The following is a 21,987-nucleotide window of genomic DNA, read 5'->3' on the forward strand; positions in this document are numbered from 1 at the left end:
CAAAAAAGGGTGTGTTGTCCACTCTTTTACTTATAGTCCAATCTTTACGGCATTGGCTAGAAACTGTCATCCATATTATGACGATATATAAGTAGGTATGTAGAACTGACAAGTCAGTAATATACAATAACTCGATAAGATGTTTAAAGCCAGAGGAGTTGTTTTTTTAACAGAATCCTCAGGTAAATCAATCGTTTTTCATTAAAAATTTTTCCTTCTAAACAAAATTCGATTGATTAAAGATTGAAAATAGTCTAACACTACTTACTGAAACTGACAATGTACTTTCAATAAAAATTTTCTAAAATCTAATCTTTTTTCATTATTTTCATGTTTTGTTCGTTTTTTCAGCTATTTTTACTTGAAAAACAAGAAAAATGCGAAGCAATTTAAATTGCTTCGCGTTTAAAAAGGTCTCTTTTAATTTTGATGATTCTCTTTTTCAAGTTGACGATACTTATCCATCTTCGCACTGAACAATTCACCATTTGTTGGCGGTGTATAGGTGATAGCATTGGCTCCAGCTTCAATTGTTTCCAAGATGCTTTCCTCTGTTGGACCACCAGTTGCAATAATTGGTAGTTCTGGATACTTTTCTCGGAAATAACGAACAGTTTCTGCAGTTTCTTTACCAGCACTAATGTTGATGATTGAAATACCTGCTTCTAGCTTTTCATCAAGCTCTGTATATTTAGAGGTCACCGTGCTGACTACAGGGATGTCAACGATCCGACAAACTTCTCGAACCGTTTCTAACGGCGTTGGTCCATTTAAGACAACGCCTAAGGAACCTTGTGCTTCAGCAAACATACTCATATAAGCAGAACGAGCGCCCTGAGTTAAACCGCCTCCCACACCAGAAAATACCGGAATGTCCGCAGCTTCAATTATACTTTTGGTAATTGCTGGGTGCGGTGTAAAAGGATAAACTGCGATTACTGCATTCGCATTCGTGTTTCTAATAATCGCAATATCCGTTGTAAAAATAATTGATCGAATTTTTTTACCAAAAACTTTAATTCCACTTGCTTGCGAAATAACTTCTGGTACACGAACAATATCTTTTCTTAATTCTGTCATGATTTCAGGAACAAACTCTGCCATCCTGCCACTTCCTCTCCGCGTTATCTACGATCGTATTGATCAAGGTGATAGGTTTCAATTACTTGAATAATTTTTTGTGCATATGTGGGATCTGTTGCATACCCTGCATCTTGTAGTGCTTGCGAAGCTTCTTGATAATTACTTGCTGTGATTACTCTTTCGTACAAAGCCGGATTCCAGTCAACGCCTTGAATAAATAGTTGAGTATGGTCATCCATGGATTCTTCCCATGAATGGTATACGCGAAACTCACCTTGAATCGTAATCCATGCTTCGTTGACATATTCTTTGGTTTCGAGACTTACTTTTTCTTGATCACCATAAGCTTTGATTCCAAATAAATTTTTATATTCACTCGCTAACGTGCTTTTCCCCCAGTTTGATTCAAGAATTGCTTGTCCCAGAATAATGCTCGGCAAGATACCATAAGCATTTTGTAATTCTTGTGCATGCGGAACAAGTTGTTGGATAAATTCTTGATGAGATTGTGCTTCTTGCTCTGCCGAATGATCGGTAAGTGGTGTCATCAATCCTCTTAAAGAAGCAAAAAAAGCAAATAGGATGAGTAAGCTTCCTGCGCATAAAACGATGAAACGCATTTTTTTCCGTCGACGACTTTTGAATTTTTTAATTGCCATCTATGTTCCTACTTTTCCTTTAATTCATTCAAATACTCTTCTAACGTCAACTGATTTTTTGTGATATATTCAGCACTTTCTTTTCCCACGTAGCGAAGGTGCCAAGGTTCATAAGTGATTTTGGTAATATCTTCACGATTTTTTGGATAGCGAACAATAAAACCATATTTAGCACAATTTTCTGCAATCCATTTTGCACCTGGTTGATCGCCATAGCTAGCTTCCAAAACAGTTGAAGGATAGTTGTTGTACCAATCTTCATCAACTACATCGACGGCTAAACCCGTATGATGCTCACTATAGCCTGGCTCGGTAATCGTTTGTTTCGTGATTTTCGTTGCTGCTTCTTCAGTAATTCCCTGTTGTGCCATTACTTCTTGGACATGTTGTGCGAATACTTGCTCTTGTGACGTGACTGAACGAAACGCTGAAACCATGACAAGTGGATAACCAGCCTCTTGTGCTGCTTGGGCAAATTCTTGATAATCAGGTTCAATTCTCTTATCAATCAAATAACCATTTGATAAAGCCGTCAATTGACTTGACTCATCTACTTCAGTTTCCAACTTATTTTCTGGTCCAACTAATACTAGCTTCCAGTCATCTGTACTAACATCAGGTAATTCTGACGTCGTTTTTGTTTTTTGTTTACTTTTCTTATTTGTTGATGAACTTTCAGTCGTATCGGTAATACTAGCAAGCCCCTTTTTAGGACTTTTTGCAGCTTTTTTTACTTCTGTTTGTCTTGTCGCCTCGACTTCGCCAGCATTATGGTCTGACATAAAAATGTAGCCCATCGCGCCAATCATAATAATGACTGAAGCAAAACCTAAAATTTTCTTCACTTAAAAAATCCTTTCATTCCCTTTAATGCTCGGCGTTTACTTCATGGACATAGGTTTCCTCAAGGTTTTCATTCACCCAGTCTAAAAGTTCCACTTTTTCGCCTTCGATTTGTTGCTGAATATCCGCTGGCAATCGGAAATTCAAAATATCGTCATAGCCCCATTCATCATAGTGAATACTCACTTTCAAGTCAAGGTATCTGCTAGGATGTTGTTCATTTTTTAACGGAATCAATTCAACCTCTGCGACGCCACTGTGCAACCATTTTTGGGCAATTCGTGTCTTGATTTGTTTGTATTCAGCAACAGCAATCGTTCTCTTTTCTGGAAAAATAATTGTCTGTCTTAGAATTTTTTGGGTCAACATCCATTCATAATCAGTAAAAAGATTTTTTACTTTCTGCATAGCTTCAGATGGTAAATTTTTTTCACCCTTTTTCCATGCGTCCCATTCTTCTTTATTGATTAGTAGGTACTCGTCTAAGAAAAATTGCTCTGATTCAAATTGTTCTAATAATACACTTATAATAAGATCAATATATACTTGATGCATCCGAATCCCCTCCTCTTTTCATTTTACTTAAATTCAGAAAAAAAATCATCTTTTTCATTGCGCCTTCAAGTTTTTTTATCGTTTAGGCACTTTTTCTTAAAATCAAGTCAAACTTTGCTATACTTAATAGGTAAACTGCATCTATTTTAAAGATTAAAAAGGAGCTATCTCTCATGAAAAAATATCAATGGGGAATTATCGGTTTAGGAACAATTGCGAAAGAATTCGCTGAAAATTTCAATCAAAATTCAAGTACACTATCCGCAGTTGCTTCTCGTTCGCTAGCCAAAGCACAGGCATTTGCAACAGATTATGGTATTGAAAAAGCTTATGGAAGTTATCAAGACCTTTTGGCAGATGACGAGATTGATATCATTTATATAGCTGTACCAAATCGCCAACATCTTTCACACATTTTGGCAGCATTAGAAGCAGGAAAACACGTCTTATGCGAAAAAGCAATCACAATGAATACTGCTGAGTTAGCGGAGGCAATGAAACTAGCGGAGGAAAAAGGGTTGATTCTTGCTGAAGCAATGACCATCTTTAACATGCCACTTTATCAACGACTTCATTCACTAGTTGACAGCAAGAAATTAGGTAAATTAAAAATGATTCAGGCTCCTTTTGGTAGTGCAAAGGAACCAGATCCTACTAATCGTTTTTTCAATCCAGATTTAGCTGGCGGTGCTCTACTTGATATTGGTACCTACGCAGTTTCGTTTGCGCGTTTCTTTTTAACTGCTCAACCAGAAGTAGTTGCTTCGACGATGATTCCGTTTGAAACAGGCGTTGATGAACAATCGGTTACGATTTTACGAAATGATCAGGACGAATTAGCAACTGTTAGCCTAACCTTCCGAGCAAAAATGCCTAAAGTTGGTATCGTTGCTTATGAAAATGGCTACATTACAATTACTGATTATCCACGTGCAGATCGTGCTGAGATTACTTATGTCGATGGTACAAAAGAATTCATCGAAAGTGGTAGCACTTCACAAGCTTTAAATTATGAAATTGCGAACATGGTACAGATGATTGAAGGTGAATTACCTAATCGCTCACTTTATTTAACCAAAGATGTCATTGACATTCTGGACCAAATGCACATATATTGGCAAAAAGCGTAACAATTAGACAAACAGAAATCAAAAAATAATTAGCTTCAAAAGTAAGAAGGACAATTTAAAAATCGCTTCATCTATTTTTTAAAAATTATTCAGCTTCTTTTTCCGAGAGAGCTACTTTTGAGAAAACATTTAATCATGAAAAAGTGTCTGGGACATAATCATTTTGATTCCTGTCCCAGACACTTTTCTATGAATTACTCTGTTGTTTTTGCTGTGCAAATTCTGCTTTGATTTCAATAAAACTTTTAAATGATTGTAAAAACTGAAACAGTTCTGCACGATTCTCAAACTCAGACCGCTTTTGTGGCAACGGCATTTGCCGATATTCAGCATAAACTTCATGGATTCGTTCCATAATACGTGTACCGTCATTTTCTTCAGCAAACGTTTCTGCTGTATAGATCAGTAAGCCGTAAATCTGCTCACTATATGGATTGGGCGACTCAATTCGCTCTAAATTTTGAATCATATTATTTAACACATTTAGTTGTGCCCGTCTCATTGAAAAGTAAGTTTCATAGTAGCCTTCCTGTCTGACCCAATCATTTTCATGATGATTTCGAGCTTCTAACTGACTTGCTCGAATAAACGCTAATAGTTGTTGGCAATCTTCTTCGATAAGCCGCTCGTTTCCTTCTTTTAACAATGAATCAGCCATTTCTTGTAACAACTGACGAAATTCAACCTCAATCACTAATTGATTTTCTTGTAGCCGCTTTTCGGTATTAGGCATGTAAATATTTGCTACTAAAGCTAATCCTACGCCAATAACCATCAATCCTAATGCATTTAAAATTAGTGACACAGCCATGCTTTGCTCAACTAAATACTGTGTAACCAAAACAGAGTTCACAACGATTCCTTCTGTTAACTTAAATTGAACTGCTAACGGAATAAAAAGAAGTAAAAAGAATCCAAACCCAATCGGAGAAAAACCAAGGAGCTTAAAGCTAAGGAAAGCAACGACTGTCGCCAAAATGAAAGCAATAAAACGATCGACACCCGTCCTTATTGTCGACCTCCTCGTATTACCAACACTCAAAACGGCAATAATCCCAGCTGAAGGCCAATAAAGTAAAGGCAAGCTGTTCGCGATCAGCATCGCAAATGTTGCACTAATTACTGTTTTTATCGTTCGCATACCAATCCGCATACATTTCCCCCTTTTTTCATCCAATTATACTAAACCTCTACGCTAAAAACTAGCAAACATGCCGAAGATTCGTTATGATTAAAAAAAGGGATTAAAGGAGAAAAAGTTATGCAAATCGGTCGTTTCCGCCTCGGTATGCGGACTATAAAAAGTGCACTAGCTGTTTTTATCTGTATGTTAGTCTTTCACTTCTTTCAGCGAGGCAATCCATTGATTGCTGCGCTGTCAGCCGTTTTTTCTTTACGCCAAGATTTAACATCGACTGTTTCCTTTGGTCGCTCTCGAATCATCGGAAATTCAATTGGCGGTGTTCTAGCCATTATCTTTTTCTTCATCAAGCACTACTTCCACAATGATTTTTTAGTTGAACTATTTTTATTACCTGTTTTGGTTATCATAACCATCGTAGTTTCAGATGGCATCGACAACAATTCTGGAATCATTTCAGCCATTTCTACTTTGCTAATGATTTCTTTGAGTATTCCTCAAGGTGAGTCTACTCTTTACGCATTACAGCGGGTTTTCGATACCTTCATTGGAACATTCATTGCTCTAGGAATTAATTTTGTGTTACGACCACCAGAAGATGAGAAGAAAAAAGAATTGGCTGAAGATTTAGTCGAGTTACAAAAGAAAGAACGTACTTTGCGTAAAAGTTTAGTAGAAATTGAAAAACAAATCGAAAAACAAAAAAAATAAACATTGTCCCACAAAAAGACCACTGTAAAATGATTAAACATTTTACAGTGGTCTTTTTGATTTTTAACTATACCTCGTCATTATTTGCTGGTTTTGAGTCGCCTTCGTACAAATTCACTTGACTTGAAGTCCCTTTGGTTGAAAGATTCTCAATAATTTCTTTTAAATCCAGACCCGTTGTTGCTTTTAAAGTTTCTTGTGTGGATGCTAATAAGTTGGTTGCATATCCGGTTACTCGATTCGCTCCACCATTTTCACCAGATCCATTTCCAGTATCAACAACAGAAATTTTTTCAATGTTTCCTAATGGTTGTGCTGCTTCACGCATCAATTGTGGTAACATTTCAATCACCATGCTTAACACAGCCGCCTCACCATATTCTTTAAAGGCATCAGCAATTTTTTGTTTTGCTTCGGCTTCGGCTTTCCCTTTTGCTAAAATGGCTTCGGCTTCCGCTTGACCAGCCAAACGAGTTTGGCTTGCTTGTGCCTCAGCTAAAGCTTCTACTCTAAAACGTTCTGCCTCGGCTTCAGTTACTTCTTTTACTTTCTGTGCTTGTGCTTCTTGTTCTTTCGCGTAACGGTCAGCATCTGCTTTTTTCTTCACTTCAGAATCATATTGCTTTTCTCGACGGATGATTTCTTTTTCTTCTAATTCAATTTGCTTTTGTCTTTCAACGACCTTCATTTGCATTTCTTGCTCAATAACTTGTTGTTGTGCACGGGCACTTTCTAAGTTATACGCTTGGTCTGCCTTCGCTTTAGCAACATCTTGTTCTTGTTTATAAGTTGCTAACTTCAATTCTTTTTCTTTTACTGATTCAGCGATTTCTGTTTGTCGTTGTAATTCTGCAGCTTGTGATTCTTTTTCAGCTTGTGCTTTTTTGATTCGCGTTTCTTTCAATGCTTCGGCTTCCGCAATTTCTGCATCTCGCTTCACTTGAGCAATTCTTGGTTTCCCTAATGAATCAAGATAGCCGTTTTTATCACGAACTTCTTTGATCGTAAATGAAACAATAATCAGCCCCATCTTCGCTAAATCAACAGAAGCAACTTCTTGAACACTTTGGCTGAATTTATCACGATTTTGATAAATTTCTTCCACTGTCATCGAGCCCAAGATTGAACGTAAATGTCCTTCAAGAACTTCTCTCGCTTCGTTTTCTAATTCATCGGTTGTTTTTCCTAAAAATTGTTCTGCCGCTGTTGCAATTTCTTCCACAGATGAACCGATTTTAATGATCGATGTTCCATCACACATAACTGGTACACCTTGCTCTGTGTAAACTTCTGGCGTAGAAACATCTAACTTACTAGAAAGTAAACTGATTCGGTTAGAACGTTGGAAAACGGGTAAAACAAATGCACCGCCACCGCGGACGATTTTGATTTTATTATTACTTTCGTCTGTGTGGACATTTTTCTTTCCTAAATAACTACCACTGATAATTAACGCTTCATCGGGTTTTGCTGTTTGATACTTTGATACGAAAACAATTAAAAGCATCAATAAAATAAAGATAACAATTGCAACTGATAAAAAAGCTCCTGATATAACCATTCAACACACTCCCTTAAGATTTTAGCATTCCGTCATATGGGATGACGTAACATACTCTGTCTTTTACTTCGATAATCAACACTTTTGTCCCTCTTTGAGCCATTGTTTCCTGTTCCGCATAAAAACAAGCAGGTCGATTGATCGATCCCGTTACACTTTGAAGTTGTATTTCTCCCATTCCTTTGATTGGAATTGGTGTAACGACTTGCGCTACTTGTCCCTCTAATGTTTTTTCAGACGAAGATAGTGTTGCTTCTGCATTCTTCATTGGCATCAAAATATAAAAATTGAGCAAGAATACCAATACACTTGAAATTGCAGCACTAATCACAAAAATCAAAACTGACGACCATTCAGTCAAACTTTCTCCTAAGTAGCCAAACAGACTTGTAAATGCTAACCAAGGTACTAACAACATTGGATCTAGCGGCCCGTCAAAATCAAATACATCGCCAAAAATAACCAAAAGAACTGCGATTCCAGCACAAATAAGTAACGTATACCAATAAATCGTTTCTAATGCGATCCCCCCAAACATAAAGCGCCTCCTTTTATCTTCTATCATACCAATTATCAATAAGCGTGTACACCACATTTTATGAGTGAAAATCAGTATTTTATGACTTCAAGACAACACTTTATGAGTTTTTGTTGTCGTTATTAATAAATTTTACTATTATAAATAATCTATTTCACCTATACTGGATAACGAGGTGAAAAAATGAAAAACATGAACAAACTTTTAGGCACGCTACTTACCTTATTGATTGTGGGAGCTGCTAGCTGGCTGGGGTTGGATTTAAATTCTTCAAATGACAAATCAACACCTTCTTCTACTACTCATGAACAGGTGACCCAACAGCATACACAAAACGGATTACCAACTAAAGAAGATCTAGCCCCTACTGGAAATAATTCTGGGCCAAAGGAAGTAGGTCTCGCGACTTTTTCAGCAGATGAGTTAAAAGACAATCAGAATGGTTGGATTACCTACCACTCTCTTGATCAATTGAAACGTCCGACAGGTGCAGAAGCACTAATCAAGAAAAAAATGATCAACACTGGTACTAGTGCCAATCGAGAAATTCGTCCACCAGGTTTTGTTTCTGGACCAAAATATGATCATTCCAGAGGTCACTTGATTGCCAAACAATTTGGTGGCAGTGGTGATGAAAGAAAAAACTTGGTCACGCTTTATCAATTCCCAGTTAATGATCCGTACATGAATTATTACGAACTAGCAATTCGACAAGCACTCAACAAAGGCGAAACTGTTCGCTATCGTGTTACACCAAACTACACAAAAAATGAATTGATCCCAGAAAGTGTAACCCTCGAAGCACAAGGACTGAATGCAAACACAACGATCAACTTCAAAGTTGAAATTCCAAATAAGAAATAGGTGGTTCTATGTTTGAAATCCTGTATAACCAAACATTAACTGAAACGATCACATGGCTTCAAGAAGAAAAAGTCGAAATAATTGGTGAATTAGTGCTTTTCCCATCGACAGACTATCTGCAAAAAAGTCTAGCCGCAACGCCGTCTGAGCTAACAATAACAGTCACTGAGTATCTGCAGATGTTCGATCATTACGAATTAGTTGCTCGCACAATTGATGGGGATTATCTCTTAGCAAATGAACATGAAGTGGTTATGCTTCCTCATTCTCATATCAAGGAAGATTTCTTGTATTATTACAACACGTTTTCTTCCCTCATAATAAAGTATGCGAATTCTAAAAATTCAATCGAAACTTTTTTCAAAAAATGATTTTTTTAAATAAAAAACTAAAAATAAAAAAGGTGAAACAAAACATAAATACGTTTTGTTTCACCTTTTGATTTTTTCTTAAAAAGATTTCTATGCGTGGTAACGTTCCACACCATCTAAATAAGTTGCTTCAAGTGACATATCAGGATTCAATACGATAAAGTCTGCATCGCGTCCTTGAGCGATCTTACCACAAGAATCATCAATCTTACAGCTGATTGCTGGTACTAAACTTGCCATCATAACTGCTTGTTCTGGTGTTGCGATACCCCAGTCAACAACGTTTTTGATTGCTTCTTTTAGTCGTAAGATACTACCTGCTAAGTTACCTGATTCTAAACGAGCTGTTCCTTCTGCTACAACTACTGGGAATTCACCTAAATTATAATTTCCGTCTGGCATCCCACCTGCCATCATACAGTCGGTAATCAAAGCAACATGGTCATGGCCTGCTTTTTCCATCAAAATTTCAGCAGCATTTGGATGAACATGGTGTCCGTCACAAATCAATTCTGAGAAAACATGTTCTAATGATAATAATGCACCAACCATACCTGGTTCACGGTGATTCAATCCACGCATTCCGTTGTAGGCATGAACAAAGACACTAGCTCCTGCTTCAACAGCTTTTTGAGCTTCATCAATTGTTGCGTTACTGTGACCAAGAGCCACGACAACGCCTTCATCTGTTACTTGTTTAACGAAATCTTCTACACCATGACGTTCAGGTGCTAAAGCAATTTTTTTAATTAATCCACCTGAAGCTTCTTGCCATTCATGGAAAGTATCCAAGTCTGGATCACCAAAATAGCTAGGGTTTTGAGCGCCTTTATGTTCTTCTGTGAAGAAAGGTCCTTCAAAGTAAATTCCTTTGATTTTTGCCCCTGGAGCTTCTTGATACATTTTTCCGATTGTTTCTGCTACATCTTTCAAGCGTTCTTTACTTGAAGTCAATGTTGTTGGTAAGAAAGAAGTTACCCCGCAAGATAATAACCCTTCAGACATAACTTTGATACCTTCAGCATCATTATCCATTACGTCGTGATTCATGTAACCATGAATGTGTGTATCAACTAAACCAGGTGCAATCCATTTACCACTTTGATCAATCACTTTTGCTTCTCCATCTGGTAATTCTTGTGAATACACACCAAATAGTCCATCGGTAATTTCTAGGTAACCGGCATTTTTTACACCTGACGATAAAAAGAATTTGTCAGCATAAATAAAAGTTCTCATTCTAACTCGCTCCTTTGATTTTCTACCCTTAAGGTACTCTTATTTCTATCAAAAGTCAATAATGGTCTACACCATTTATGAGTTTTTTGAAATCTTTCGAACAGCTTGCGCCAATTCTTCATAAAAAGCTGCTTTTTGCGGTTCATTTTTCTTTTTATAAATCAAACTTTTCAATGCAAACAAGTCATTTAAAAAGTAATAACTATTTTTTTCTTGCGTCCAACGAATCCCTCGATTGACATGCTCAAGTGCCGTATCGATTTCTCCTTGCTGAAATAAGAATGTTCCATAGTTATAAAAGATTTGTGACAACTCACTTTTGACACGTGTTTCAATCGATTGTTGAAAAAGTTGAATACTTTTACTCAAATAATAGCGTGCTTCCGTTGGTCTTCCTGCAACTCCATAAATCTTACCAATTGCACTAATCAACTGAACTTCCGTATCAGAAACATGCACATGCTCACTATGACTCGAATAAGTCAGCGCTTCTTTTAAATAACAAACAGCTTGAGAAATGTTTTTTGCTAGATAAAATTCACATACACCTAAATAGTAATAGTAACGTTGGTAATCTGCATCTGAGTACAGGCTACTTTTGACTTCATCATTTTTCAAAAGCTGTGCTAATTTGCGATAGTCGCGCCTTTGAAAATAAAAATCTAGCAAGTCTAACTGTTGCAGATTTTTACGAATATCCCCATTGGATAAGGTCATCACATGATCAATGGTCACACCTAGCCGTTGACAAATTTGTGCCATTACCAGAACATTTGGCAATTCTTCATTATTTTCAATTCTGCTTAAAACACTTTGAGAACAAATACCTTGAGAAAGCATTTTTTGTGTCATGTTTCGTTCTTTTCGTATTGTCTTGATAATTGTCCCAAAGGAATCGACAAACGTTTCCATTATGTATCCTCCCCAAAATATGCGTACTCGCATGATAACAGTATTTTACTTTACGGATGAGTAAACTTCAAGAAAAGGGCTGTTTCACTTTTTCTTGGGAAAGAAAATTACTCACTTACTTTTTGCTAACTTTTTTAACAACAAAGAAAAAGCTGTGACATTTTTAATGCCACAGACATTTCTAAACTGTTTGGCTAGCAAAACAATTCCTTAAGAATCGTCGTTATTTTTGTTGATAAGTCGTCAAAAATTCTCGCATTTTTCCAGCCATGACCTTCAAATCATCTAATTTTGGTAAATAAACGATTCGGAAATGGTCTGGCTGATGCCAATTGAATCCGCCACCGTGAACAAGTAAAATATGGTGTTCATGCAAGAAATCAAGTACAAACTTTTCATCATCAAAAATATTAAAACGTTTTGTATCAATTTTTGGAAAAATATAAAATGCTGCTTTAGGTTTCACTGCTGATAAACCTGGAATATCATTAATCGCATTATAAACATACTCTCTTTGTTCGTAAATTCGGCCACCAGGTAGCAATAACTCATCTACGCTTTGATAACCACCTAAAGCGGTTTGTACGATTTGCTGGGATAAAACATTAGAGCACAAACGCATCGAAGATAACATATTTAAGCCCTCAATATATCCTTGCACTCGTGACTTATCTCCACTAAGTACCATCCATCCTACGCGGAAACCTGCTACTCGATGGGATTTTGAAAGACCATTTAGAGTCACGACAAACAAATCTGGTGCCAAAGTTGCGATTGGGATATGCTCTAAGCCATCCATTACTAGGCGATCATAAATTTCATCTGAATAAATGATTAAATCATTTTGACGAGCAACCTCAACAATTTCTTCTAATAACTCTTTAGGATAAAGAGCCCCTGTTGGATTATTTGGATTAATAATCACGATTGCTTTCGTGCGACTAGTGATTTTAGCCTTGATGTCTGCAATATCCGGATACCACTCCGCTTCTTCATCACAAATATAGTGAACGGGGTTTCCTCCTGCAAGTGCAATGGAGGCTGTCCATAACGGATAATCTGGCATTGGGACTAAAACTTCATCACCATTGTCTAACAACCCTTGCATACACATTGAAATTAATTCACTGACACCATTACCTGTATAAATGTCGTTGATTGTAACATTAGGAAATTTTTTTAATTGACAGTATTGCTGAATCGCTTTTCTTGCAGAAAAAATCCCTTTTGAATCAGAATAACCTTCTGACTCACGCACATTCATAATCAAATCACGAATAACTTCATTAGGTGCTTCAAAGCCAAACGGGGCAGGATTCCCCGTATTCAATTTCATGATGCTAATTCCTTCTTCTTGCATGCGGTCTGCTTCTTCAAGAACCGGACCACGTACATCATAACTAACACCTTCTAATTTGTTGGACTTTTCAAATTCTCTCATATTCTCCGATCCCTCATTTCAAAAAGTTAGAAACTTCTGACTATATTATCGATAGTTATTTACTAAGTTATCCAATATCATACTCTATCCCGTATAAATATACCAGTATATTTCGTTAAATCCAGTCCTTCAACCTTATTTTTTAACTATCATCGTTTCTATTTTGCTGATAGTCATTCCATAAATTAGCGCCCCAATCCATTGCCACACCACAAACAACACCAAGCATCAAGCCAAACAAAATATTTCCTTTTGCTAAACCAATTAAAAGCCCAGCAATCATTCCTAATCCAGAAAATTCACCATCATATTTTTTCATCGTTCTTTTCACTACTTTCTATCTTGACATCTGAAGCAATCATCGCTATGATTATTTTGTTATTTATTTTGCAGACGTGATGGAACGGCAGACATGCAAGATTGAGGGTCTTGTGAGCGTTAGCTCGTGTGGGTTCAAATCCCATCGTCTGCATCACTGAGAGATAGCTCTTTACAGATCTGTCTCTTTTATTATAGAGTAAAACCAATAAAAAAGGTCGCGCCAACATCTTGGCGCGACCTTTTATTTTTTGAAGAGAACTGTCAAGTTTTGTTAATTATTTTCTTTAACTCCGTAGTCCTCGACCCTTTTCGATCAAATACCAGCAAACACTATAAAGGACAAGAATGAAGACAACTAAAATAAAAATCGAGAAGAAAATAGGAACATCAATCGTTCCAAGAAATCCATAGCGAAAGCCCGATATCATATACACAATTGGATTGATTTTTGAAACAGCTTGCCAAATAGGTGGTAACATTGAAATCGAATAAAAGACACCGCCAAGATAAGTCAAAGGTTGTAACACAAACGTCGGTACGATTGAAACATCATCATAAGACTTCGCAAAGATACCATTAAGTAACCCAGCCAATGAAAACAAAATGGCTGTCATCAATAACGTGAGGACGACCATTGACCATGAATAAACGTGTAATGGAACAAAAAAGAGCGAAATAATTGTTACCAGTGTCCCAACTAAAACACTTCGACCCAAACCACCAATGACAAATCCCCAGATAATCACATGTGTGGGTACAGGTGCTACTAATAATTCTTCAATATTTTTTTGGAATTTTTGTGAAAAGAATGAGGAAGAAACATTTGCATAAGAACTAGTGATCGCTGACATCATGATTAAACCTGGAACAATGAATTCCATGTAAGAAAATCCACCCATCTCACCAATTCGTCCACCAATCATTTTCCCAAAAATAATAAAATATAAAGAAGTCGTGATAACTGGTGGTACTAATGTCTGAACCCAGATTCGCAAATAGCGATTTGTTTCTTTGACTGCTAAACTTTTAAGCGCCGTTACATATAAATTAAACATTTCTTTCCTCCACATGACCATTTTCTTCTGTAATTTTCAAGAACAATTCTTCTAAACGATTGGATTTATTACGCATTGAGAGTACCTTGATTCCTTTTTCCGTCAATTGTTCAAAAATGCCATTCACACCTTGATTACGCTCGACTTCAACTGCAAGTGTTTGTTCATCTTCCCAAAGATGGTTGTAACCCAGTAAATCAAATGATTTAGTATGTGGTTCTAAATCGAAAATAAATGTTTCATATTTTAATTTTGACAGTAAACTCTTCATGCTAGTATTTTCAATCAATTCACCCGCTTGAATGATTCCAATATTTCGACAAAGCATTTCTGCTTCTTCCAGATAATGAGTCGTCAAGATGATTGTTGTTCCATGTTCATTTAATTCTCGCAAAAATGTCCACATTTCTCTTCTTAGTTCAATATCAACGCCAGCTGTTGGCTCATCAAGTATCAGTAAACGCGGTTCATGCATCAAAGCACGAGCAATCATCAATCGTCGTTTCATTCCTCCAGAAAGCATTCGTGCGCGAACATTTCGTTTTTCCCATAAGTTCGATTGCTTTAAATATTTTTCACTTCGTCTTAAGGCTTCCTGACGTGAAACGCCATAGTAGCCCGCTTGATTGACAACAATTTGTTGCACTGTTTCAAACGGGTTGAAATTAAATTCTTGAGGAACCAACCCGATTTGCTGTTTGGCACGCACCAAGTCAGTATCAAGGTCATAACCAAAAACGCTCACTTTTCCAGATGTTTTATTGACCAATGAAGTAATAATACCAATTGTTGTGGACTTTCCAGCACCATTTGGTCCAAGCAGTGCATAAAAGTCTCCTTCTTCTACAGCTAAATCGATACCTCTTAAGGCCTCAACACCAGTTGCATATACTTTTTTTAGTTCGTTTATTTCTAACGCGTAAGTCATGAATTTTTCTCCTTGTAAATTAAATTTTTCTTATCTCCAAAGCAGTTCATATGATTCGTTGGTTGTTTAGATCCATTGAATCACATAGGCACAATTAGGTAACAAAATAATTTTTATCCTGACATGATCGCGCCTGTATTTGTGCGTTAGTTAGGAAAAAGATCTAACATTGCTTTTAATAATTCTGAGGCCTCTTCTTTTTTCAAAAAATAATAATGCCACTTACGATCCTTCTCAACTGAAACGATTCCTACAGACTCTAGAACTTTCATATGGTGGGAAAGAGTTGGCTGTGTAAAATCAAAATGATCTAGGACTTCACAGGCACACATTGGTCTCATCGAAAGTAGTTCAATAATTTTAATACGATTGGGCTCAGCTAATGCTTTAAACATTTTTGCCATTTGCTCATGATCCATTCTTTCCTCTCCTTTGCTAACAAGCCTCACATTTAAATACTACTCAATTACATATTGATAACTATCTATGTATTATCAATGATTTTTCACCTTTCGTCAATACCAGTGTTTCCAAAAAAAGTGCATAAAAAAAGTTACAAAAAACATCGAAATGTTTCTTGCAACTTCTTTAATCAAACTTATTTTGTTTCGCGGTGCAAAGTAACTTTGCGTTCGCGTGGGCAATATTTTTGTTTTTCCAAACGATCTGGATTGTTACGTTTGTTTTTGCTTGTTAGGTAGTTACGTTCTTTACAAGAAGTACATTCTAATGTGATGTTTACGCGCATGATTTTCCCTCCCATACTACTAGAATCCTCTAAGATGACTCTCAGACTTGATAATTTTACCATGATTGTTGAGAGAAATCTACCCTTTTCCGACAATTCGTTAAGTAGTTTTACTTGACGTTTTTTTATTTCAACCATCATTCATTGATAAAATCCAGTTCATTTCGTTTATTTTTTTATTTTGACAAGTAATTTCACTTGAAAAAAGTTTTACGCTGTAAAAGGAAAAGCCAAATCAAACTAGTTTGCTAAATACATATCATAATAAGCATCTGTGATTTCTTTGGCAATTGTTAAATTCATATGGTCTTTTTCATCCGTTAAGTTCGGTAAAACGACACTGATTGCAATTTCCGGATTATCCGTTGGCCCATAAGCAACCACGTTACTATTCACTGTCGTGATGTCAGGATGACCCTCTGCAACCGTTTCAGCTGTACCAGTTTTTGCTGATAGATCCATTTTTGCACCAGCTAAGGGTTTACCTGTTGTATACCCTTCTGTTCCATGGACTACTTGATAGAATCCTTCTCGAAGAATAGCCATATTTTCAGGCGAAATATTTACTTCATTTTGAACAGTTGTTTCGATTTTTTTCTTTTGTTCACCTAAGTTACCATTTTCATCATTTCCATAAATTCCAGAAACGATATGTGGTTGAATTCTCTTTCCTCCATTGGCAACAGTTGAAGCGTATTGAGCCAATTGGATTGGTGTATACGTATCAAACTGACCAAATGCTAAGTCGGTAAAGTTACCAGATGTATACCATTCACCGTCATTGTCCGCGTTAAATTTCTTCATAAAGTCAACTGAACGAGAAATTCCAGCTGATTCATTAGGTAAATCAATTCCTGTAGTCGTTCCCAACCCAAATTCTTTAAAAGAGGTTCGTAGTTCATCGTAAGCTTTTGTTTCTTCATCAAGGCCAGGAAGTCCCATGTTAGGTGTATATTCTAATCCTAACATTTTTAATGCTACTTTGATCATATACGTATTCGAAGATAATTCGAGTGCTTTCACTGCATTTAGTGCTATTTGACCACTTCTGTTAAAGACAGAACTTTTTTCAGCAGAACCTTGTAATTGAATGGGTTCGTCAATCAAGACCTGGTTTCCACTAATAACACCAGTTTTCCAACCAGCTGCCAAAGTACCAGCTTTGACCACTGACCCTGGCGTGAATGCGTTGGTGATTGTTCCAAGAGCATTCTCCGTGATTTCTCCTGAACTTTCTTCATGGCTAAAGCCAGCTAATGCTAATACTTCCCCAGTTTGTGGATTCATCGCAACTGCGTATGCACCTGGTGAATATTTGGCTTTGCCGCTATCAACTAAAGCTTGGAAGTTCCGTTTTAAAATTTCATCCACTTTATTTTGAAATTCTGCATCAATCGATAATTTTAAATTTGAACCTTTTTCGCCAGCAAAAATTTCTTTTTGACTTGAAACATTTCCTTCGTTATCTAATTTCACTTCATATTGTGTTTTTGTTCCTTGTAGCACATCTTCATATTGTTTTTCCAAATAACTTTGACCAACACGATCATTTCGTGAGTATCCTTTTGCTAAATAAGCATCAATATCATCGGCAGGCAATCCTTGTTTTTCGGTTGTTACACTACCTAGAATACTTTTCATCGAATCGGCAGCTAAATACTCACGGGTCCAATCAACACCAGTTGAAACCCCTGGTAACTCTGAAGCATTTTCAGCAACAACTGCTAATTCACGATCTGTTACACCAGAATTTTTGATATAAACCGTATTTAATTCATACGCGCTGTTCATTCGTTTGAAAATGGTTGCCATCTTTAATTGTTCTTCATCGAAATTGATTTCTTCGTCCGTTACTTTCTCCACTGTTGCTGCGTATTGTTGACTATTATCTAGTTGTTTTTCAGTAGAAGAAAGACGTTTTGTTGCTTCCGCTAAATGATCCGCATCTGCTAACCAAAAATCCTTTTTATCACGAGCTGTTAATGAGTCATCAGCTGGCACATCAATTAGTTCGTTCAATTTTTTTGTTAATTTCAATAGGTCCGTTGACGTCATCTGTGAGCCTCTTGTAAAAGTGATTGCCTGATTTGCTTGATTTTTTACTAAAGCTTTTCCAGTTGCATCGTAAATCATCCCACGAGGTGAACTTTCTTGAACGGTAATTGTTGAAGATGATTTAACTTTGGCTTCCATCGTCTCACCATCAACGATTTGTAAATAACCTAACCTAGCAATCAATGCTACGAATAACGTAAATATAATAAAGAAGAGAACATTTAAACGAAAAGGAACGTGGGAACGCCGATAGGGTTTATTCCTCGGTTCTTGTGTTCCCTTTTTTAACTTGTCAAACCAAGAATTATTCTTTATTTTTTTCATAAAATCTTTCATTATTTCCTATCCTTCCCGCATACTTACATTCACGAAAAATTATACCCAAAAAAGTATGAATAACAAAGAAAAAATCATCAGATGATGAAATTCTTTAACGAAATTCAAGATACCAGAGTTTTTTGTTTCACACTAGGTGGAACACAGTCAAGGAATCTTGACTGAAAACTCATAATTTTAAGTGTTTTTTTGAAAGCAACGTTTCCCATTCCTGTGAAACATCTACAAAAAACTTAACCTTGTGGAAAACTTTCTCCACACAAGTTTTCTTTTTCACGAATCAAATCCAGCTTTTTTACGCTCATTATTTAAAATATTGCTGAATTGCTTCACGTGTTTGAGCCACTTTCTCGCTTAAGTACTCATTTTTTGCCATATAGAAATAAAAAATGATATCAACTGTCGCAAATTGTGCCAATAGTGAGTTTGTGGCCGCACTTCGATTCGTAATTTCTTTAGGGCGAGAAGTTTGTACAGTTACATCTGCTAATTTACTTAATGGATTGTTTCCAAATTGAGTTAACACGATTACTTCGATATTCAATGATTTTGCTAACTCTCCTAAAGCAACGACATCTGCACTCTTTCCCGAATTCGAAACGAGCCAAAGGACTTTTTTTTGTTCGTTGCTGACTAATTGAGGCAGTAACACATGGATATCTTTTTCAAAAATAATCGGTTTGCCCACTCGCGACCACTTTTGCAAAATATCTTCAACAACTAAAGACGAGGCGCCCACACCATAAAGAAAAACCGTTTCTGCTTCTTCTAAACTTTGAACAACAGTCCGGATGGTTTCTTCCTCCAAAATATCAACGGTTTCTTTGATTGCCACTTGTGCATTATTTCCAAGTTTATTTTTGATTGAATAAAACGATTCATTTGGTTCAATATCACTAAACCCTTCAACTAATCCTGTTTGTAATTCCGTTGAAACGGTAATTTTGAAATCCGTTAGACTTTGAAAGCCAATTTTTTTGGAAAAACGAACAACTGTCGGTGCACTTGACCCAGCTGCTTCGGCTAAATCATTCGCAGTCATTGTCGGAATTTTTTCTACATGATTGATAATATAATTGGCAAGTTTTCTTTCCGCAGAAGAATATTCTTCCATCATACTTTCGATACGACTAATTACGCTCATAAGTCACCATCCATTTAATTAGAGTCACTTTAGTATAACATACGAAAAATTTTTTCATTTGATTCCACCAAGAAAAAATTGGTTAATTTGTTCGAAAAATCCAAAATAAAAAAAGGCTAGGACACTTACGCATCCTAACCTTGGCAAAAAAATCGTTTACCCTTCACGACTGTAGTTTTTCACTTCAGCAACCATTGCATCAACAAAAATATTTAAGTCTTCAACAGAAGTTTCTTTACTTCCATAACGACGAACGTTGACAGTTGCATCATCCATTTCTTTGTCCCCAACAACTAATTGATAAGGAATTTTTTGTGTTTGTGAAGCACGAATCTTGTAACCCATTTTTTCATTACGATCATCAACTTCCACACGCAAGCCCTTCATTTGAAGACGTTCTTTGATTTCATAAGCGTAATCACCATGTGCTTCGACAGAAACAGGGATAATTGTTGCTTGGATTGGTGCTAACCAAGTTGGGAATGCACCTTTGTATACTTCTGTTAAATAAGCAACAAAACGTTCCATCGTTGAAACGATTCCACGGTGAATAACTACTGGACGATGTGTATTTTCGCCATCTTCGCCTACATATGTTAAGTCAAAACGTTCTGGTAACAAGAAGTCTAATTGAATAGTTGACAATGTTTCTTCTGTTCCTAAAGCTGTTTTTACTTGAACGTCTAATTTTGGTCCGTAGAATGCAGCTTCACCTTCTGCTTCAAAATAGTCAAGTTCTAATTCATCCATTGCAGCTTTTAACATTGTTTGGGCTTTTTCCCACATTGCATCGTCATCAAAATATTTCTCTGTATTGTTTGGATCGCGATAGCTTAGACGGAAACGATAGTCTGTGACGTTAAAGTCTGCATAGACAGCAACCATCAATTCAAGTGTGCGTTTGAATTCGTCTTTGATTTGATCTGGTCGTACAAAAGTGTGTCCATCATTCAAAGTCATTTCACGTACGCGTTGTAAACCTGAAAGTGCCCCAGATTTTTCATAGCGGTGCATCATTCCTAATTCAGCAATACGAATTGGTAATTCACGATAAGAATGGATATTGTTTTTATAAACCATCATGTGGTGAGGGCAATTCATTGGGCGCAATACTAACATTTCGCCATCGCCCATATCCATTGGTGGAAACATATCTTCTTGATAGTGGTCCCAGTGTCCAGATGTTTTGTACAGTTCAACATCACCCATAATTGGAGTGTATACATGTTGATAACCTAAGCTAACTTCTTTATCTACAATATAACGCTCAATTGTGCGTCGGATTGTTGCACCTTTTGGTAACCAGAATGGTAATCCTGAACCAACTTCAGGTGAAACCATGAATAAACCAAGTTCTTTTCCTAGTTTACGGTGATCTCTTTCTTTTGCTTCTTCACGTAAGCGAATAAATTCTTTCAACTCTTTTTTGTCGAAGAATGCTGTTCCATAGACACGTTGCATCATATGGTTATCTGAATTTCCGCGCCAGTAAGCACCTGCCACTGATAATAGTTTGAATACTTGGATGCGTCCAGTTGACGGAACGTGTGGGCCACGGCATAAATCAATGAATTCACCTTGTTGGTAAGCAGTAATTACTTCATTTTCTGGCAATTCAGTAATTAATTCTACTTTATAAGGATCGCTTGCAAAAACTTCTAGTGCTTCTTGTTTTGATAACACACGACGTTCAATTGGCAAGTTTTCTTTAACGATTTTCATCATTTCAGCTTCAATGGCTGGCAAATCTTCCGCTGTAACAGGATTTTCGCCATTGTCAGTATCATAGTAAAACCCAGATTCAATCGCTGGGCCTACACCAAAATGAATACCAGGATATAAACGACGCATTGCTTGAGCCATCAAATGGGCGGCAGAATGACGAACTAATCCAAGTGCGTCTTCGTGATCTGGTGTCACAATTTCAATTGTTGCATCTTCTTCAATTGGACGATCCAAATCAACTAATTGGCCATTCACTTTACCTGCTAGTGCTTTTTTAGCTAAACTTTTTGAGATGCTTTCAGCAATTGCTAAGGTTGTGATGCCAACCTCAAACTCTTTGACTGCGCCATCTGGAAAAGTAATTTTTAACATAGAAATTCCTCCTTTGAATTTTGATTGACTCGATTCGACAAAAAAAGCCCTAGTATCTAAACAGATACTAGGACGAAAATTTCGTGGTTCCACCTAATTTTGAACACAAAAGATGTGTTCCTCGAGCGTGTTAACGGTCCGACCGCCTTTGTTTCAACAAAGGTTTCGAAAGTGGTCATCCTTTGGTTTTCTTCTGGAAAAGTTTCAGCCTAGCTTTTCCTCTCTAATAGAAGACTCTCAAATTCAGTTGTCTTT

The 21,987-nt window shown here is 36.7% G+C and carries 22 protein-coding genes, 1 tRNA gene, 1 riboswitch and 1 other annotated feature (1 of these 25 running past the window's edge); of the genes, 5 read left to right on the top strand and 18 right to left on the bottom strand.

Translation table 11 applies throughout. From position 1 onward, the window contains the following. Positions 1–13 precede the first annotated feature (13 nt). Positions 14–111, bottom strand: a riboswitch (purine riboswitch). A 309-nt stretch (positions 112–420) separates the two neighbouring features. From IGJ76_RS08235 to IGJ76_RS08250, 4 genes are read right to left on the bottom strand one after another with little or no spacing between them, the layout of a single operon-like run. Next, on the bottom strand, positions 421–1,104 hold the full coding sequence (locus IGJ76_RS08235; protein ID WP_067481155.1) for a hydrolase: 684 nt from the start codon (positions 1,102–1,104) through the stop codon (positions 421–423). 20 nt (positions 1,105–1,124) lie between these two features. Next, a complete protein-coding gene (locus tag IGJ76_RS08240; protein WP_067481152.1) occupies positions 1,125–1,742 on the bottom strand; it encodes a glycoside hydrolase family 73 protein in 618 nt (205 codons plus the stop codon). 8 nt (positions 1,743–1,750) lie between these two features. After that, a complete protein-coding gene (locus tag IGJ76_RS08245; RefSeq protein WP_067481149.1) occupies positions 1,751–2,587 on the bottom strand; it encodes a M15 family metallopeptidase in 837 nt (278 codons plus the stop codon). A gap of 22 nt (positions 2,588–2,609) precedes the next feature. Further along, on the bottom strand, positions 2,610–3,140 hold the full coding sequence (locus tag IGJ76_RS08250; protein WP_067481146.1) for a hypothetical protein: 531 nt from the start codon (positions 3,138–3,140) through the stop codon (positions 2,610–2,612). 173 nt (positions 3,141–3,313) lie between these two features. Between IGJ76_RS08250 and IGJ76_RS08255 the strand changes: the two genes are divergently transcribed. Beyond that, positions 3,314–4,270 carry a Gfo/Idh/MocA family protein gene (locus IGJ76_RS08255; protein ID WP_071869289.1) on the top strand — a complete coding sequence of 319 codons (957 nt, stop codon included), beginning with the start codon at positions 3,314–3,316 and terminating at the stop codon, positions 4,268–4,270. Between the two features lie 187 nt (positions 4,271–4,457). On the opposite strand, the gene IGJ76_RS08260 is transcribed toward IGJ76_RS08255, so the two are convergent. Further along, a complete protein-coding gene (locus IGJ76_RS08260) occupies positions 4,458–5,423 on the bottom strand; it encodes an aromatic acid exporter family protein (RefSeq protein WP_071869290.1) in 966 nt (321 codons plus the stop codon). Positions 5,424–5,531: 108 nt separating this feature from the next. On the opposite strand from IGJ76_RS08260, the gene IGJ76_RS08265 reads away from it, so the two are divergent. Then, positions 5,532–6,122: an FUSC family protein gene (locus IGJ76_RS08265; RefSeq protein WP_071869291.1), complete on the top strand. Its 591-nt coding sequence runs from the start codon at positions 5,532–5,534 to the stop codon at positions 6,120–6,122. 67 nt (positions 6,123–6,189) lie between these two features. On the opposite strand, the gene IGJ76_RS08270 is transcribed toward IGJ76_RS08265, so the two are convergent. Both IGJ76_RS08270 and IGJ76_RS08275 read right to left on the bottom strand, forming a co-directional pair. Continuing rightward, positions 6,190–7,683 (bottom strand): flotillin family protein, encoded by a 1,494-nt coding sequence (locus tag IGJ76_RS08270; protein ID WP_071869292.1) that lies wholly within the window; start codon positions 7,681–7,683, stop codon positions 6,190–6,192. Between the two features lie 13 nt (positions 7,684–7,696). Then, positions 7,697–8,221 (bottom strand): NfeD family protein, encoded by a 525-nt coding sequence (locus IGJ76_RS08275; protein ID WP_067481131.1) that lies wholly within the window; start codon positions 8,219–8,221, stop codon positions 7,697–7,699. A 183-nt stretch (positions 8,222–8,404) separates the two neighbouring features. On the opposite strand from IGJ76_RS08275, the gene IGJ76_RS08280 reads away from it, so the two are divergent. After that, complete coding sequence (locus IGJ76_RS08280) at positions 8,405–9,085, top strand: DNA/RNA non-specific endonuclease (RefSeq protein WP_071869293.1); 681 nt, start codon at positions 8,405–8,407, stop codon at positions 9,083–9,085. A gap of 8 nt (positions 9,086–9,093) precedes the next feature. Next, on the top strand, positions 9,094–9,456 hold the full coding sequence (locus tag IGJ76_RS08285) for a hypothetical protein (protein ID WP_075491350.1): 363 nt from the start codon (positions 9,094–9,096) through the stop codon (positions 9,454–9,456). Between the two features lie 90 nt (positions 9,457–9,546). Here the strand turns inward: IGJ76_RS08285 and nagA are convergent, their stop codons facing one another. The 4 genes from nagA to IGJ76_RS08305 all read right to left on the bottom strand — a co-directional run bounded on the left by nagA (position 9,547) and on the right by IGJ76_RS08305 (position 13,367). Beyond that, positions 9,547–10,695 (bottom strand): N-acetylglucosamine-6-phosphate deacetylase, encoded by a 1,149-nt coding sequence (nagA, locus tag IGJ76_RS08290; protein WP_067481122.1) that lies wholly within the window; start codon positions 10,693–10,695, stop codon positions 9,547–9,549. 75 nt (positions 10,696–10,770) lie between these two features. Then, positions 10,771–11,607 (bottom strand): helix-turn-helix domain-containing protein, encoded by an 837-nt coding sequence (locus tag IGJ76_RS08295; RefSeq protein WP_067481119.1) that lies wholly within the window; start codon positions 11,605–11,607, stop codon positions 10,771–10,773. A gap of 223 nt (positions 11,608–11,830) precedes the next feature. Further along, a complete protein-coding gene (locus tag IGJ76_RS08300; protein WP_067481116.1) occupies positions 11,831–13,048 on the bottom strand; it encodes a pyridoxal phosphate-dependent aminotransferase in 1,218 nt (405 codons plus the stop codon). A gap of 142 nt (positions 13,049–13,190) precedes the next feature. Continuing rightward, positions 13,191–13,367, bottom strand: coding sequence for a hypothetical protein (locus IGJ76_RS08305; RefSeq protein WP_169819340.1), 177 nt, complete (start codon positions 13,365–13,367; stop codon positions 13,191–13,193). Positions 13,368–13,437: 70 nt separating this feature from the next. On the opposite strand from IGJ76_RS08305, the gene IGJ76_RS08310 reads away from it, so the two are divergent. Further along, a tRNA-Leu gene (locus IGJ76_RS08310) sits at positions 13,438–13,520 on the top strand. Between the two features lie 133 nt (positions 13,521–13,653). On the opposite strand, the gene IGJ76_RS08315 is transcribed toward IGJ76_RS08310, so the two are convergent. From IGJ76_RS08315 to thrS, 7 genes are all read right to left on the bottom strand, one after another. Next, complete coding sequence (locus tag IGJ76_RS08315) at positions 13,654–14,424, bottom strand: ABC transporter permease (protein ID WP_067480960.1); 771 nt, start codon at positions 14,422–14,424, stop codon at positions 13,654–13,656. Further along, positions 14,417–15,352 carry an ABC transporter ATP-binding protein gene (locus IGJ76_RS08320; RefSeq protein ID WP_430596553.1) on the bottom strand — a complete coding sequence of 312 codons (936 nt, stop codon included), beginning with the start codon at positions 15,350–15,352 and terminating at the stop codon, positions 14,417–14,419. The genes IGJ76_RS08315 and IGJ76_RS08320 overlap by 8 nt, the downstream gene beginning before the upstream one ends. A gap of 146 nt (positions 15,353–15,498) precedes the next feature. Next, positions 15,499–15,771, bottom strand: a complete 273-nt coding sequence (locus IGJ76_RS08325; protein ID WP_075491349.1) for an ArsR/SmtB family transcription factor — start codon at positions 15,769–15,771, stop codon at positions 15,499–15,501. 179 nt (positions 15,772–15,950) lie between these two features. Beyond that, positions 15,951–16,115, bottom strand: a complete 165-nt coding sequence (gene rpmG / locus IGJ76_RS08330) for a 50S ribosomal protein L33 (protein ID WP_002293909.1) — start codon at positions 16,113–16,115, stop codon at positions 15,951–15,953. A 225-nt stretch (positions 16,116–16,340) separates the two neighbouring features. Next, positions 16,341–18,494, bottom strand: coding sequence for a peptidoglycan D,D-transpeptidase FtsI family protein (locus tag IGJ76_RS08335; protein WP_430596844.1), 2,154 nt, complete (start codon positions 18,492–18,494; stop codon positions 16,341–16,343). 301 nt (positions 18,495–18,795) lie between these two features. Then, entirely contained in the window at positions 18,796–19,635 is an 840-nt protein-coding gene (locus IGJ76_RS08340) for a MurR/RpiR family transcriptional regulator (RefSeq protein ID WP_067480948.1), read from the bottom strand. Between the two features lie 156 nt (positions 19,636–19,791). Next, positions 19,792–21,732, bottom strand: a complete 1,941-nt coding sequence (gene thrS, locus IGJ76_RS08345; RefSeq protein WP_067480945.1) for a threonine--tRNA ligase — start codon at positions 21,730–21,732, stop codon at positions 19,792–19,794. Between the two features lie 65 nt (positions 21,733–21,797). Next, positions 21,798–21,987 (bottom strand) — a binding site (T-box leader); it runs 14 nt beyond the window's last position.

The sequence above is a fragment of the Enterococcus sp. DIV0175 genome (genome assembly GCF_050529075.1).
GTDB classification, from domain to species: Bacteria; Bacillota; Bacilli; order Lactobacillales; family Enterococcaceae; genus Enterococcus_B; species Enterococcus_B thailandicus.